We start from the raw sequence: 13,880 nt of genomic DNA, 5'->3' as shown, positions 1-13,880 counted from the left end.
GGCGAGGCACGCGTCCCTCCGCGTCTCCGCGTGATCCAGCCTTCTTCTTCGCGCCTTAGCGTCTTCGCGTGAATCTCCTTATCGCGATCCCAGACGTCAGATCGTGTCGATCATCTCGGTCAGCACTTCGAGGCACGAGACGGCGAGCGCCTTGGAACGTTCGCCCGACCAGCCGTATTCGGCATCGGGGTTGGGATCATGGTCCTTGAACGGCATTTCCAGCGTCACCGACACCGCGCCGAAGCGCTGGGCGAGCTGGTTGGTCGACATCGACAGATTGGCATTGCCGGCGCTCGATTTCTCATAGCCCTTTTCGACCTGGAAATCGGGTGTGTGCGCGGCGAGGCGGTGGCCGAAGTCGTAGAATTTGGCGCCGTGTTCCTCGGTCCAGTTGGGGATGCCTTCGAAGCCGGCGATGAAGTTGGCCGGAATCGCCTCGTCGCCATGGACGTCGATCGCGAAGGCGACGCCGGTTTCGTCCATCGCATTGCGGACGCACAGCACCTCCGGGCTGCGTTCGGGCGAGGGCGCATGCCATTCGCGGTTGAGGTTCACACCCGCGGCATTGGTGCGCAAATGGCCGCGGCGGGTGCCGTCTGGGTTCATGTTGGGGACGACGTGGACCGTCGCCTTGTCCAGTAAAGGCGCGGCGGCGGGGCTGGTCAGCCAGTCGAGTGCGCCGTCCATCCACCATTCGGCCATGGATTCGCCCGGATGCTGGCGCGCATAGAGCCAGACGGGCTTGGGGCCGTTGCCGATCCTGAAATAGTCGATCGCCTGCCCGTCGAGCGTGGTGCCGAGCTGGCGATGCTGGACGCCCGGCTTCGCCGCGGTGCGCGCGACGAGATCGTGATGCATTTCCATCGTGTACGGCGCGAAATAGGCGAACCAGGCGAGCTGGCCCTCGACCGTGTAATCGAACGAGAGAACGCCGTTGTCGTAGCTAGTGTCGATCATCCGCCAATGGACGCGATCGGTGCTGGCGCGCGTCTTGTAGCCGGGCCAGCCAAACGGATAGGCCGATTCGCCGGCATTGAGGATGCGGAAGGTGAGCCGACGGCCGTGCGCGCCCGCGACGCGGAACGAGAACCACTGGAAGAAGTCCGACTGGTGATCCTTCACGATCTCCAGGTCGATGCGGTCGCCGTCGATCGAAACGAGGCGGATGTTGCCGCCGTCGAAGCCGGCGTCGATGGTGATGGTCATGGGCTGGGCCGATCGGTTTTGGGGGAGGGATGGTGCTGCCCTCACCCTTCCGGCGCTGCGCGCCTCCCTCCCTCTCCCACCGGGAGAGGGAAGGGGCCCGCCCGGCACAGCCGGGTGGGAAGGGTGAGGGCAGGTCGTGTTTTCGTTACTTCACGCTGATCGTGCGGCCGGACTGGCCGGGGAAGCCGGTGAAGAGCGCGCGGGCGAGGCGGGCGGCCTGCTGGTCGGCGCGCTTGATGTCGCTGACGCCCTGCGCCTTGCCTTCCCAGATCGGCGACAGATCGGCGCGGCGCTTGATCGTGACGCTCAGCTCGGCGACGAGCAGCTCGGTCGGGCGGCTCTTGCCGATCGGGAAGCTGAGGCCCCCGCCAAGGCCGACGCCGCCACCGCTGCGCCCGCCGCTGAAGCCGCCTCCGCCCAGGCCGATGCTGACCGGCGACTGGCGCGGCGGCCCTTCGCGGCTGGTGCGGGTGAAGCCGACGGTCGCGACATAATCGGGCATCGCGCCCTGCGGTTGCACAGTATAGCCGGCCTTCAGCAATTCGGTCTGCACCGCGGCGGCATAGGTCTTGAATTCCAGGCTGGCCGGCGCGCCGCCCGACAGCGGTTCGACCGCGATCGTGCCGCGCGGGATCGGTTCGCCAAGATGGTAGCGGATCACGTCCGTCGGCGGCAGCGGACCTGCCGTGGTGGCGCAGCCGGCGAGCAGCGCGGCGGAGATGCCGAGGGCCAGGAACGGGCGGAGTGTCATGGAGGGGCAGCCTTTGCGATACGTTGCGCTTGGGAAACGCTCTAACGCCTGCGCCGTTGCTTGACTATTGGGCCCTTGCTCTCTAGGCGCTCGCGCTTTCACCGACACCTTATAAACACGAAAAGAAGCGAATCGATCATGAAGATCCGCAACAGCCTGAAGTCGCTCAAGGACCGTCATCGCGACAACCGCGTGATCCGTCGCCGCGGCCGCACCTACGTCATCAACAAGACCAACCGTCGCTTCAAGGCGCGTCAGGGCTAAGCCACTTGAGCGTGGCTCCAGCCGATGTCGAGCCTGCCGTCACACCGACGGCGGTCATCTTCGATATCGGCCGGGTCTTGTACGACTGGGATCCCCGGATCCTCTACCGGCGCCTGATCGACGACGATCGGGCGCTCGATGCGTTCCTGCGCGACGTCGTCACGCACGAATGGCATTTCCAGCATGACGCTGGGCGCGACTTCGCCGAGACCTCGGCGGAGCTTATCGCGCTGTATCCGCAGCATGCCGATCTGATCGCCGCTTGGGGGCCGCGGTTCCTGGAGAGCATCGGCGATCCCATGCCGGGCATGCCCGCGCTGGTCGACGAACTGGAGGCGGCCGGCGTGCCGCTGTTCGGCATCACCAACTTCAGCCACGAATTCTGGCCGCCGTTCCGCGCGCGCGAATCGGCGATGTTCGATCGCTTCCGCGACATCGTGGTGTCGGGCGCGGAGAAGATGGTGAAGCCGGATCCGGCGATTTACCGGCTGGCGCTGGCGCGGTTCGGGCTGGAGGCGGGCCGCACGGTGTTCATCGACGACAATGCCGCGAACGTCGCGGGGGCGCAGAGCGTCGGGCTGATCGCGCTGCATTTCGAAGGTGAGCCGAAGCTGCGGCGGGAGCTGCAGGCGTTGGGGGTGCTGTAAGCCCAGCCGCTCGTTCGTCATCCCGGCGAAGGCCGGGATCCATGGTTTCGGTGATGCTGATGGGGTGGACGCCATAAGCGTTGCGCGTCCATGGATCCCGGCGTGCGCCGGGATGACGAAGGTTGGGTGGGGTGTGCCTTCCCCTCTTTTCGTCATTCCCGCGGAGGCGGGAATCCATATTCTCTGACGGTTGCGTATCTTGCCGTGAGGGTGGCGCGTCTGGATTTCCGCCTTCGCGGGAATGACGGAGAAGGGGGTTATACCCGCTCCACCGCGTTGACCGCATCGGCGGCGCGCAGGGCGGCGATCAGGCGCATCAGTTGGTGGATGTCGTGCACTTCGACGTCGATGACGTTGGTGTGGAAGATCGTGTCGCGCGTATCGAGGCGCAGCGCGATGATGTTCGCGCGGTGGGCGCCGATGATCGTCGAGACGATGCCGAGCGCGCCGGGTTCGTTCTTCACCTGCACCGAAATGCGCGCGACAGCGCCTTCGCTCTGGTCGCCCCAGTCGACATCGACCCAGTCGGTCTCGTCGGCGCCGCGTTCGGCAAGTTCGGCGAGGACGCGGCAGTCGATTGCGTGCACCTCAATCCCCGCATCCGGCCGGCGCAGGCCGACGATGCGGTCGCCGGGCACCGGGTGGCAGCATTCGGCGAGGTCGAAGGCGACGCCCGGCGTCAGCCCCTTGATCGAGATGGCGGTCGATTGCGGCGCGATCAGCGCGAGGTCGGCACCGGCCGAGCCGGGCATCAGCGCCTCCATCACCGTCGCGTCGGACAGCGTCCGCCGCGCGATCCCCGCCATCAGCGTCGCCTCGTCGCCCATCTTCAGCCGCGACAGCGCATGGGTGAGCGCATCGGGGCCGAGCGGCGCGGGCAGGCGGCGGACGATGTCGTCGTAGAGCTTGCGGCCGAGCGCGATCAGCTCGGCGCGTTCGGTCTGGCGCAAATGGCGGCGGATCGCGGCGAGTGCCTTGCCGGTGATCGCAAAGTTGAGCCAGCCGGGCTGCGGCACCTGCCCCTTCGAGCGGAGCACCTGCACCTGGTCGCCATTCTCGATGACGGTCGACAACGGCACGACGCGGCCGTTGATCTTGGCGCCCACCGCCTGGTCGCCCAGATCGGTGTGGACGGCATAGGCGAAGTCGATCGGCGTCGCGCCCTTGGGCAGCTGGATCAGCTCGCCCTTCGGCGTGAAGGCGAAGATGCGATCTTGGTACATCGCCATGCGCGTATGTTCGAGCAGCTCTTCGGGGCTGCCCGCGGTTTCGAGGATCTCGACGAGGTCGGCGATCCAGCTGTGCTGGCTGTCGGCGCGGACCTTCTTTTCCTTATAGGCCCAATGCGCGGCGAGGCCGAATTCGGCCTCCGCATGCATCTCGGGCGTGCGGATCTGGATCTCGATACGCGCATTGTCGGCGTGGATCACGCTGGTGTGCAGCGAGCGATAGCCGTTGCGCTTGGGCGTCGAGATGTAATCCTTGAACCGCCCCGGCACCATCGGCCAGCGGCGGTGGATGATGCCGAGCGCGGTGTAGCAGTCCTCGACCGTGGGCACGATCGCGCGGAACGCCATGATGTCCGACAGTTGCTCGAAGCTGATGTGGCGTTCGCTCATTTTGCGCCAGATCGAATAGGGATGCTTCTCGCGCCCCGTCACCTCGGCATCGACGCCGGCCCGGCCTAGCAGCAGCTTCAGGCCCGATCCGATCTTGGCGATGCGGTCGCCGCCGCCGGTCTTGAGCAGGTCCAGCCGCTTGGTGATCGATTCATACGCTTCGGGTTCGAGCTGCGCGAAGGCGAGCGTCTGCATCTCCTTCATGAACTCGTACATGCCGATCCGCTCGGCGAGCGGGGCATAGATATCCATCGTCTCCTTCGCGATCCGCCGCCGCTTTTCGGGCTTGGGGATGTGATGGAGCGTGCGCATGTTGTGCAGGCGGTCGGCGAGCTTGACCAGCAGGACGCGGATGTCGTCCGACATGGCGAGCAGGAACTTGCGCAGGTTTTCGGCGGCGCGCTCGTTCTCGGTCTGCGCCTCGATCTTCGACAACTTGGTGACGCCATCGACCAGTCGCGCGACGTTGCCGCCGAACAGGCGCGTGATCTCTTCCGGCGTGGCGACCGTATCCTCGATCGTGTCGTGGAGGATCGCGGTGGCGATCGTCTCGTCGTCGAGCCTCAGATCGGTGAGGATGCCCGCCACCTCGATCGGGTGGCTGAAATAGGGGTCGCCGCTGGCGCGCTTTTGGGAGCCATGCGCCTGCATCGAGAAGACATAGGCGCGGTTGAGCAGCGCTTCGTCCGCGTCGGGGTCGTAATCGAGGACCCGATCGACCAGTTCATATTGCCGTAGCACGGCCTACACATGGGCGAGGGGCATGCCGCTTTGCAACACAATGTTGCAGAGCGGCAGGCGATTTTGCGGGATACATCAACGATGAGCCCAGAACGCGCGGATCGGCGCGTCCTCGCAACACCTTACGCCTTCTTGGCCTTGGCATTGCACTTGGCGAGCTGTTCGGCGTCATAGGCGGTGCCGCCGACGGTGAAGCTGGACAGCGTGCCGACTTCGCGCGCAACCAGTTCGCACAGCACCGCGGGACGCTCGGGCGCCTGGCCGGCAACGAAACCGCCTTCGCGGGCGCGCCATACGGTCGAGCGGGTGATGAAGCTCGCCTTGGCGGAGGGCGCCGTGGGGACGGCGACATAGGTGTCCGCGGCGGCGGCGCCGGCGGCGGTCGCACCGAACAGCGTGGTGATGGCGAGCGCCAGCGTGGGGGCGAGCGTGGACAGCAGCTTCATGACGAGGGGTCCTCCCGAACCGATTCGCAGGTGATGATGATGCGCGCCCGCTACCGATTTCGGTTTCAGGTTGCAACGGAAAACGTATAAAGGCTGTCTTGTCGGCCGGTTTGTGCGATATGCTGCCGACGATCAGACGAGGATCATGATGCCGACACCGGCCGATGGGCCCGATTCCGCGTGTACCGCGCCGATCCGGGAGACTCTGCGCGAAACGTTGCGGGAATGCAGCCTGCCCGCGGCGCTGGAGGCGATGGGCGAGCGCTGGGCGTTCCTGATCCTGCGCGCGGCGTTCAATGGCTTGCACCATTTCGAGGAATTCCAGGCCGAGCTGGGCATCGCCCGCAATATCCTGGCGAACCGGCTGGGGCGGCTGGTCGACCATGGTATCCTGCAGCGCGAGGCGATGCCCGCCGACCGACGCAAGATCCGCTATACGCTGACCGAAAAGGGCCACGCGTTGCTGCCGACGATGATCGCGCTGCGGCAATGGGGCGAGCGCTGGGAATTGTGTGCGCCGGCCTTTCCGATCCTGGTCGATGCGCGCGACCGTCGCCCGATCGCGCCGGTCGCGGTGCAGGCGCATGACGGACGCATATTGGGTAAGGGCGACCTGATCTGGGCGCTGCCGGAGGATGTCGACGACCCGACGTAAGCGGTGCCGACAATACTACCCTATGGCATGGTACTAATGCTGTTAACCCATTCAACTTCATTGATAGTTTTTGCGATCCGCGTCACAACGGCGCCCTATGCAGGTGATGTTTGAACGCGCGCGCGACGCGCTTGCCTTCCTCGAACATCAGCGGTTGGAGCCGACCGTCCCACATTACGGGCTGGCGCTGATCCATGTCACCGGTGGCAATGCCGCCTTGTCGCGCGAGATCGCCGGGCTGATCGGCGATGGCTTTCGACTGACCGCGACCGATGCCGCGCGGATGATCGCCCGGTACGTACCGTTGCCGGTTCCGACGGGGATCGCGGACCATGCCGAGCGGCTGGGATCGCTGGCGGACGAAGCGCGCGCCGTTACGCGGACGGCCGGGGCGAACGTCGGCGACCTGGTGCGGGAGGCGCAGGGGGCGCTACCGTCGGGGGACGAGACGGTGCAGCGTCTGGCCGCGGCCGAAAACGAGCTGGCCATGCTGCGGCAGCAGTTCGAAACGCTGAAGAAGGCGATGGTCGCCGACGTGCGGCGCGCGATCGATCCCGAACACGACCCGCTGACCAGCGCACTCAAGCCCGCCTTTGCCGGCCACGTCCTCGATCAGATCGACAAGCACGACCGGCGTCATGTGATCGTGATGCTCAGCATCGACGGACTGGTCGAGATCAATCGCGAATTCGGCACGAGCGTGGGCGACAATGTGCTCAACGGCTTCGCCGCCAAGATCCAGAAGCAATTCCCCGAGCAGGAAGTGATCCGCTGGGCCGGCAACGAGTTCATCGTCGTCGTGCCCGACCGGACGATCACCGCGGTGCGCAGCCAGGCCGAGGACGTGCTGTCACTGCTCGAATCGCGCAAGTTCAAGCTGGCGGAAACCGGCGAGTGGATCGGGACGGTGACCGCATCCGGGGCGGTCGTGATGGACCAGGGCGACGATTTCCCCGCGTTGCTCGGCCGGGCACGCGAGACGCTGGCCGGCGCGGTCGCCGCCGGAGGGAATCGGGTCGCGGTGTGATCGAACGGGGCCCGCCGCTTACAGCAGCAGCTTGACCCCGACGATGGCGAGGACGGTTGCCAACACCGGGCGCAGCGCCGCCTCGCGCATCACGCCCGCCAGCAGGCTGCCGACGACGATGCCCGGGATCGATCCGATCAGCAGCGACCCGAGCAGGCCGAGATCGACCGAACCGAGCAGCCAGTGGCCCGTGCCCGCCAGCAGCGTCAGCGGCACGGCATGCGCGATATCCGCGCCGACGAGGCTTTTGAGCGGATGGCGCGGGTAGAGGACGAGCAGCGCGGTCATGCCGAGCGCGCCCGCACCGACCGAGGTCAGCGACACCAGCACGCCGAGGATCGCGCCGAGCAGCACGGTAAGCGCCACTGGTTCGCGCCCGTCGGTCTCCCCCAGCCGGGGGGTGAGGGCGGCGACGATGCGGTGGCGCAGCAGCGTGGCGACGGCCGACACGACCAGCACGACGCCGAGCAACGTGGCGAGCAGATGCTGCGTCGCGGACGAATGCTCGCTAGCCTGGCCCAGCAGGAGCAGGGTGACGATCGTCGTCGGCACGCTGCCCATCGCCAGCCGGCGCACGATGCTCCAGTCGAGCGTGCCGCGCCAGCCGTGGACGGTGGTGCCGACCGTCTTGGTCGCCGCGGCATAGAGCAGGTCGGTGCCGACCGCGGTCGCGGGATGGAAACCGAAGGCGAGCACCAGGATCGGCGTCATCAGCGATCCGCCACCCACCCCGGTCAGGCCGACGAGGACGCCGACGAGCACGCCTGCGAGCGAATAGAGCGGTTCGATGGTCATGCGCGGCGGTCGCCGCTCAACCGGTTTTCTGGCCTGCGGACTGGCTGGGGGTGTTGACCCCCATGGATTGCAGGTAGCGCTTCACGTTGCGCGCCGCCTGGCGCAGTCGCTGTTCGTTTTCGACCAGGGCAATGCGCACGAAGCCTTCTCCATTTTCGCCGTAGCCCACCCCTGGCGCAACCGCGACATGGGCGTGAGTCAGCAATTGTTTGGAGAACTCAAGGCTGCCTAAGTGCGCGACTGCGGGCGGCAGCGGCGCCCAGGCGAACATGCTGGCGCGGGGGGACGGAATGTCCCAGCCGGCGCGGCCGAAGCTTTCGACCAGCACGTCGCGGCGCTTGTGGTAGAGCTGACGGTTCTTCTCGACGATGTCCTGCGGGCCGTTGAGCGCGGCGCAGGCGGCGGCCTGGATGGGCGTGAACGCGCCATAGTCGAGGTACGACTTCACGCGCGTCATCGCCGCGATCAGCTTGGCGTTGCCGACCGCGAAGCCGATGCGCCAGCCGGCCATGCTGTAGGTTTTGCTGAGCGAGGTAAATTCGATCGCGACGTCCTTGGCGCCCTTCACCTGCAGGATCGAAGGCGTCGGATTGCCGTCGTAATACAGCTCCGAATAGGCGAGGTCGCTGATGATCCAGACCTTGTTCTCGCGCGCCCAGGCGACGAGGCGTTCGTAGAAGGCAAGGTCGACCGCTTCGGCCGTCGGGTTGGACGGATAATTGACCACCAGCACCGACGGGCGCGGCACGGTGAAGGCCATCGCGCGCTCGAGGCTTTCGAAATAGGCCTCGTCGGGCGTCGTCGGCACCGCGCGGATCGTCGCGCCGGCGATGATGAAGCCGAAGGTGTGGATCGGATAGGACGGGTTGGGTGCGAGGATGACGTCGCCGGGCGCGGTGATCGCGGTCGCGAGGCTGGCGAGGCCCTCCTTCGATCCCATCGTCACGACGACCTCGGTCTCGGGGTCGAGGTCGACGCCGAAGCGGCGGCCATAGTAATTCGCCTGCGCGCGGCGCAGGCCGGGAATGCCCTTCGACTGCGAATAGCCGTGCGCGTCGGGCTTTTTCGTCACCTCGATCAGCTTGTCGAGGACGTGCGGCGGCGGCGGCAGATCGGGATTGCCCATGCCGAGATCGATGATGTCCTCGCCCGCCGCGCGCGCTGCGGCCCGCATGCCGTTGACTTCGGCGATGACATAGGGCGGCAGACGCTTGATGCGGTAGAATTCGTCGTCGGACATGGCTCACCTGATCGTGGACGCCACGACCCTAACGCGCAGGCGCGGGTTTCACCACTTCAATCGGGCGTCATCCGTCGGGTTCGCCGGGTTGTGCGACGATGACGCGGTTCTTGCCCGCGCGCTTGGCGGCGTAGAGCGCGGCGTCGGCGGCGCGCATCGCGGCGCGCGGATCGCTTTCCAGCGGCGCGAGGCCGATCGAAACGGTGATGCAGCCGATCGACGTGCCCGTTTCCGAATTGACGAAGCTGCGCATTTCCAGCCCCTCGCGCATCCCTTCGAGCAAGGGCCGCGCGCCGTCGATCGCCATGCCGGGGAACAGGCAGGCGAATTCCTCGCCGCCGTGCCGTGCCACCACAGCCTTGTCGCCGAGCGCGGTCTTGAGATGGCGCGCGACCACCTTCAGCACGCGGTCGCCCGCCTCATGGCCGTGGATATCGTTGATCCGCTTGAAATCGTCGATGTCGCAGAGCGCGACGCAGCGCGGCTCCGCCCCGGTCTCGCGGGCGAGCCGGGCATCGAAGCTGCGGCGGTTGGGCAGGCGGGTCAGATGGTCCTGCTCGGCGGTGCGGCGCGCGGCGTTGAGCCGGCTGCGCAGCCGCGTCGTCTCCCGCTCCATCGTGTCGAGCTGATGCGCGAGATCGCGCGTCGCATCGACGGCGGCGGTGGTGAGCATCACCAGCCGGCCGAGCGATGCTTCGGGATCGGCCGCCATTTCCTGCATCGTGCCGCCCAGCGCGGCTTCATAGGCGCGCGCCGAATCGCTCGACCGGCCGAGGAGACGGCTGTTTTCGAGCATCGCCGCCTGCAGCGTGTCGCCGAGATCGGCGAGCGTCGCGGCATGGTTGCGCTCGGCGAGCGCCTGCGTCGGCAGTCGGTCTAGAAAGGCGGGCGAGACGGGCTCGCCGGTGCGGACGCGTGTGTCGATCGCCTCGGCCAGCGCGGGATCGTCGCCGATCGCATAGCTGCGCGCGATCAGCAGATGGTCGGGACTGGGGTCGAGATCGTGCGTATGGAGGAAGGCGACGATCCGTTCGATCATCTCGTGATTGGCGGTGCGGCGCATCATCGCGACCGCGCCGTCGCGGTCGCCGGCGGCGCCGCCCGGCGCGTTGCTGCGCGGGGGCAGCGCCGCGGAGGCGGAGGGGGCGGCAGCGGCCGGTGCGGATGCGGGTGCGGGGGGCGTGTCGAGCCCCTTCCACCACGAGGCGAGGCGCGGCAGCCGCGCCGCATTGCTACTGTGCGGCATCAGCGACCCCCCGCCGCGCGCAGCAGCGGTGCGTCATGCGGCTGGATGCCGGCCTGGACGTCGGCGAGCAGCGCGGGCCAGCGATCCGGGAACCAATAGTCGCCGCGTTCGCGCCGCAGCACCGGATCCTGCGTCGTGTCGACGTCCTCGATCCCCAGGAAGCGTGAATCGGGCACGTGGTAGAAGGTGCGGACCAGCGGCGAATAGGGGTCGGCGCTGCCGTCGAGCACGATGCCCAGCCGGTTGGAGTTGAGCCGCACCAGTGCGTGCAGCGGCTGGATGCCGAGGTTGACGATGAAGGCGTCGAGCAGGTCGGGGTCGAAATGCCCCTCCCATTCCAGCATCCGGGCCAGCGCCTCGTGCGGCGACCAGGGACGCTTGTAGGGGCGGACCGAGGTGACCGCGTCATAGACGTCGCAGATCGCGGCAATGCGCGCGTGCAGGCTGATCTGGTCGCCCTTCAGCCGTTCGGGATAGCCGCTGCCGTCGAGCCGTTCGTGGTGGTGCAGGCAGACGTCGAGCGCGATGCTGGACGCGGTGGCGTCCTTGCGCAGCATCGCATGCCCCTCCGACGGGTGGCGGCGCATCACCAGCCATTCGTCCTGACCGAGCTGCCCCGCCTTGTCGAGGATGGTCGTGGGGGTCGCCACCTTGCCGATATCGTGCAGCAGACCCGCGGCGCCGATCTCGCGCACCTCGGCCTCGGGCAGGCCGAGATGGAGCGCGAGGTCGACCATTAGCGCGCAGACCGCGATCGAGTGCAGATAGGTGTATTCGTTATTCATCTTGAGGCGCGTGACCTTGACGAACGCCGCGCGGTCGCGCTGCAACGCGACCGAAATGTCGTCGACCACCGGAGTCACGGCCTCCAGATCGATCGCGCGGCCCAGGCGCGCTTCCTGGAACATGGCGATGACATGCTCCTTCGACCGGTCGATCGTCTGCGTCAGGTCGTCGGGCTGCGGCCCGCTGCGCCGTTTGCGCCGTTCGACCGGCAAGGGCGCGACCACGGCGGGCGCTTCGACCTGGCGACGGCGTTCGGCCTCGGGGATCACGGTGACGCCGCGCCCCTTGGTGGTGTCGATCGTGACATGCTGGATCGCCGACGAGCGCAACCGGTCCAGTTCGGCCTCGGTCTTGATCAGGAAGCTGCGGCGCCAGAACGGATTGTCGATCCATGCCCCTTCCATGGCATCGACATACATGCCCACCTGGACCTCGCGCGTGGCAACGCGGATCAGCATGACGGCGTCTCTCTATGCGGGGTGATGTGAATGCTGTTCATGAACCCGCAAATGCGCCCCAGTGCTTTACGATTGGTTGTAAACCGACCCATTCTGGCGGTCGGGGCGCCAGTTTGAGTGATTTGCCTCGGAACCGAAACCGACGGACGGCAGCACGACGATCGCGGTTCCCACCATCGGCCGCCGCCGCTACGGTCACCGCGATAAGAAGAGGATGCCATGGCCGATCCCAAGACCGCTTCGTCCGACGCGCCGCGCAGCGCTTATGGCACCGGAGCGGCGCCGGACCTTGCCGATCTGCAGCATTGGACCTGGGTGATGGGTCGCGCGCAGCAGATGATGATGGAACAGGGCATCGGCGTGTTCGCGGCGGGCGCGGGCGGGCCGGGCAGCCCCGTATCGGCCGAGGGCCAGAGCCGGCTGGCACAGCAGGTGCAGGATTATTGGGCGGACAATCTGGCGCTGTGGCAGCGTTTCGTCGATCCCGCCGCCGCGCCGCCGCCCCCGCCGGAATCGGAGGGCGATGCCCGCGACAAGCGTTTCAAGGCGGCGGCATGGCGCGAGGACCCGTGGTTCGACTGGATCCGCCGCAGCTACAATCTGATCGCCGACCATCTGTTGCGCGGAGTCGAGGCGCTGGAGGGCGTGCCCGACAAGCAGCGCGAGCAGTTGCGCTTCGCCGCGCGCGGGCTGGTCGATGCGATGAGCCCGTCGAACTTCGCGCTGACCAACCCGGAAGTGGTCGCTAAGACGATCGAGACCAAGGGCCAGAACCTGCTCGACGGCATGAAACATATGCTTGCCGACATCGGCAAGGGGCAGCTGACCCACACCAGTGACGGCGCGTTCGAGGTGGGGCGCAACCTGGCGATGACGCCGGGCAAGGTGGTGAAGCGTACGCCACTGTACGAGCTGATCCAATATACGCCGACGACACCGGACGTGCTGGCGACGCCGCTGGTGATCTTTCCGCCGTGGATCAACCGCTATTACATCCTCGACCTGACGCCCGAGAAAAGCTTCATCCGCTGGGCGGTGGAGCAGGGCATCACCGTCTTCATGGTGTCCTGGAAGTCGGCGGATGCGTCGATGAAGGACGTGATCTGGGACGATTACGTCACCGCGCAGGTCGATGCGATCGATACGATCCGGGCGCTGCTCGACGTGCCGGCGGTGCATACGATCGGCTATTGCGTCGCGGGCACGACGCTGGCGGCGACGCTGGCGCTGCTCGCCGCGCGGGGGCAAGCGGATACGGTGGCGAGCGCCACCTTCTTCACCGCGCAGGTCGATTTCTCCGCGGCGGGCGAGTTGCAGAATTTCGTGACCGACGACCAGCTGGCGGTGATCGGCACGCTGTCGCCGCAGGGGTTCCTCGACGGGCGCTATCTGGCGGCGACGTTCAATCTGCTACGCGGGCGCGACCTGATCTGGAATTACGTCACCAACAATTATCTGCTCGGCGCGGACTATATGCCGTTCGACCTGCTCCACTGGAACGGCGACACAACCAATCTGCCGGCAAAATGGCACCTGTCGTACCTGACCGATCTGTACCGCGACAATCTGCTGGTGCAGCCGGGCGCGATGTCGGTGGCGGGCGAGGCGCTGGACCTCACCCGCGTGACGACGCCCGCCTATGTGCAGGCGGGGCGCGAGGACCATATCGCGCCGGCGGAGAGCGTGTGGAAGATCACGCATCTGTTCCAGGGGCCGCTGCGCTTCGTGCTGGCGGGGTCGGGCCATATCGCCGGCGTGGTCAATCCGCCGGCCGCGGGCAAATACCAATATTGGACGAACGACGCCGCTGCCGACTCGCTCGCCGATTTCGTGGCGGGCGCGACCGAGACGAAGGGCAGCTGGTGGCCGGACTGGCTCGCATGGCTGCGAACCCTGTCGTCCGACATGGTGCCGGCAGAGGGCGCGCGGCAACCCGGAGGCGGCGCGCTGGCGGCGCTCTGCGATGCGCCTGGCGAGTATGTCAAAGCCTGAGAACGTT

At 66.9% G+C, this 13,880-nt stretch carries 13 protein-coding genes; 5 read left to right on the top strand and 8 right to left on the bottom strand.

All coding sequences use genetic code 11. The features are described from left to right. Nucleotides 1–96: 96 nt before the first annotated feature. Together A7E77_RS06680 and A7E77_RS06675 are read right to left on the bottom strand one after the other, a co-directional pair. Nucleotides 97–1,206, bottom strand: coding sequence for a M14-type cytosolic carboxypeptidase (locus A7E77_RS06680; RefSeq protein ID WP_063686769.1), 1,110 nt, complete (start codon nucleotides 1,204–1,206; stop codon nucleotides 97–99). 145 nt (nucleotides 1,207–1,351) lie between these two features. Then, nucleotides 1,352–1,957 (bottom strand): DUF4136 domain-containing protein, encoded by a 606-nt coding sequence (locus A7E77_RS06675; protein WP_063686767.1) that lies wholly within the window; start codon nucleotides 1,955–1,957, stop codon nucleotides 1,352–1,354. 138 nt (nucleotides 1,958–2,095) lie between these two features. Between A7E77_RS06675 and ykgO the strand changes: the two genes are divergently transcribed. Both ykgO and A7E77_RS06665 read left to right on the top strand, forming a co-directional pair. Beyond that, on the top strand, nucleotides 2,096–2,221 hold the full coding sequence (gene ykgO, locus A7E77_RS06670; protein WP_003046794.1) for a type B 50S ribosomal protein L36: 126 nt from the start codon (nucleotides 2,096–2,098) through the stop codon (nucleotides 2,219–2,221). A gap of 11 nt (nucleotides 2,222–2,232) precedes the next feature. Beyond that, the gene (locus A7E77_RS06665; RefSeq protein WP_318842606.1) at nucleotides 2,233–2,868 is read left to right on the top strand and encodes an HAD family phosphatase; all 636 of its coding nucleotides are present in this window, start codon (nucleotides 2,233–2,235) and stop codon (nucleotides 2,866–2,868) included. 257 nt (nucleotides 2,869–3,125) lie between these two features. On the opposite strand, the gene A7E77_RS06660 is transcribed toward A7E77_RS06665, so the two are convergent. Then, nucleotides 3,126–5,228, bottom strand: a complete 2,103-nt coding sequence (locus A7E77_RS06660) for a RelA/SpoT family protein (RefSeq protein WP_017980336.1) — start codon at nucleotides 5,226–5,228, stop codon at nucleotides 3,126–3,128. A gap of 122 nt (nucleotides 5,229–5,350) precedes the next feature. Further along, nucleotides 5,351–5,674 (bottom strand): CC_3452 family protein, encoded by a 324-nt coding sequence (locus A7E77_RS06655; protein ID WP_063686763.1) that lies wholly within the window; start codon nucleotides 5,672–5,674, stop codon nucleotides 5,351–5,353. Between the two features lie 145 nt (nucleotides 5,675–5,819). Between A7E77_RS06655 and A7E77_RS06650 the strand changes: the two genes are divergently transcribed. Then, the gene (locus A7E77_RS06650) at nucleotides 5,820–6,329 is read left to right on the top strand and encodes a winged helix-turn-helix transcriptional regulator (protein WP_017980334.1); all 510 of its coding nucleotides are present in this window, start codon (nucleotides 5,820–5,822) and stop codon (nucleotides 6,327–6,329) included. 97 nt (nucleotides 6,330–6,426) lie between these two features. Beyond that, nucleotides 6,427–7,356, top strand: coding sequence for a GGDEF domain-containing protein (locus A7E77_RS06645; RefSeq protein ID WP_063686761.1), 930 nt, complete (start codon nucleotides 6,427–6,429; stop codon nucleotides 7,354–7,356). An 18-nt stretch (nucleotides 7,357–7,374) separates the two neighbouring features. Here A7E77_RS06645 and A7E77_RS06640 read toward each other — a convergent pair whose 3' ends face one another. The 4 genes from A7E77_RS06640 to A7E77_RS06625 all read right to left on the bottom strand — a co-directional run bounded on the left by A7E77_RS06640 (nucleotide 7,375) and on the right by A7E77_RS06625 (nucleotide 11,881). Then, nucleotides 7,375–8,151 (bottom strand): sulfite exporter TauE/SafE family protein, encoded by a 777-nt coding sequence (locus A7E77_RS06640; RefSeq protein WP_043060940.1) that lies wholly within the window; start codon nucleotides 8,149–8,151, stop codon nucleotides 7,375–7,377. Between the two features lie 16 nt (nucleotides 8,152–8,167). Further along, nucleotides 8,168–9,391, bottom strand: coding sequence for an LL-diaminopimelate aminotransferase (locus A7E77_RS06635; RefSeq protein ID WP_017980331.1), 1,224 nt, complete (start codon nucleotides 9,389–9,391; stop codon nucleotides 8,168–8,170). A gap of 67 nt (nucleotides 9,392–9,458) precedes the next feature. Next, nucleotides 9,459–10,637 (bottom strand): diguanylate cyclase, encoded by a 1,179-nt coding sequence (locus A7E77_RS06630; protein ID WP_063686759.1) that lies wholly within the window; start codon nucleotides 10,635–10,637, stop codon nucleotides 9,459–9,461. Next, complete coding sequence (locus A7E77_RS06625; protein ID WP_063686757.1) at nucleotides 10,637–11,881, bottom strand: HD-GYP domain-containing protein; 1,245 nt, start codon at nucleotides 11,879–11,881, stop codon at nucleotides 10,637–10,639. Before A7E77_RS06625 ends, A7E77_RS06630 begins: the two co-directional genes overlap by 1 nt. A gap of 219 nt (nucleotides 11,882–12,100) precedes the next feature. On the opposite strand from A7E77_RS06625, the gene A7E77_RS06620 reads away from it, so the two are divergent. Continuing rightward, nucleotides 12,101–13,873, top strand: a complete 1,773-nt coding sequence (locus A7E77_RS06620) for a PHA/PHB synthase family protein (protein ID WP_063686755.1) — start codon at nucleotides 12,101–12,103, stop codon at nucleotides 13,871–13,873. Nucleotides 13,874–13,880: the final 7 nt, after the last annotated feature.

This window comes from Sphingomonas sp. NIC1 (assembly GCF_001638925.1).
Taxonomy (GTDB): Bacteria; Pseudomonadota; Alphaproteobacteria; order Sphingomonadales; family Sphingomonadaceae; genus Sphingomonas; species Sphingomonas aquatilis.
This window is presented reverse-complemented; position numbering and strand designations above follow the sequence as displayed.

Excerpts from the sequence above, each read along its gene's own strand:
- A7E77_RS06655 (WP_063686763.1), bottom strand. The coding sequence starts at position 5,674 with ATGAAGCTGCTGTCCACGCTCGCCCCCACGCTGGCGCTCGCCATCACC.
- A7E77_RS06645 (WP_063686761.1), top strand. The coding sequence starts at position 6,427 with ATGCAGGTGATGTTTGAACGCGCGCGCGACGCGCTTGCCTTCCTCGAA.
- A7E77_RS06620 (WP_063686755.1), top strand. The coding sequence starts at position 12,101 with ATGGCCGATCCCAAGACCGCTTCGTCCGACGCGCCGCGCAGCGCTTAT.
- A7E77_RS06650 (WP_017980334.1), top strand. The coding sequence starts at position 5,820 with ATGATGCCGACACCGGCCGATGGGCCCGATTCCGCGTGTACCGCGCCG.
- A7E77_RS06675 (WP_063686767.1), bottom strand. The coding sequence starts at position 1,957 with ATGACACTCCGCCCGTTCCTGGCCCTCGGCATCTCCGCCGCGCTGCTC.
- ykgO (WP_003046794.1), top strand. The coding sequence starts at position 2,096 with ATGAAGATCCGCAACAGCCTGAAGTCGCTCAAGGACCGTCATCGCGAC.
- A7E77_RS06635 (WP_017980331.1), bottom strand. The coding sequence starts at position 9,391 with ATGTCCGACGACGAATTCTACCGCATCAAGCGTCTGCCGCCCTATGTC.
- A7E77_RS06625 (WP_063686757.1), bottom strand. The coding sequence starts at position 11,881 with ATGCTGATCCGCGTTGCCACGCGCGAGGTCCAGGTGGGCATGTATGTC.
- A7E77_RS06680 (WP_063686769.1), bottom strand. The coding sequence starts at position 1,206 with ATGACCATCACCATCGACGCCGGCTTCGACGGCGGCAACATCCGCCTC.
- A7E77_RS06640 (WP_043060940.1), bottom strand. The coding sequence starts at position 8,151 with ATGACCATCGAACCGCTCTATTCGCTCGCAGGCGTGCTCGTCGGCGTC.
- A7E77_RS06630 (WP_063686759.1), bottom strand. The coding sequence starts at position 10,637 with ATGCCGCACAGTAGCAATGCGGCGCGGCTGCCGCGCCTCGCCTCGTGG.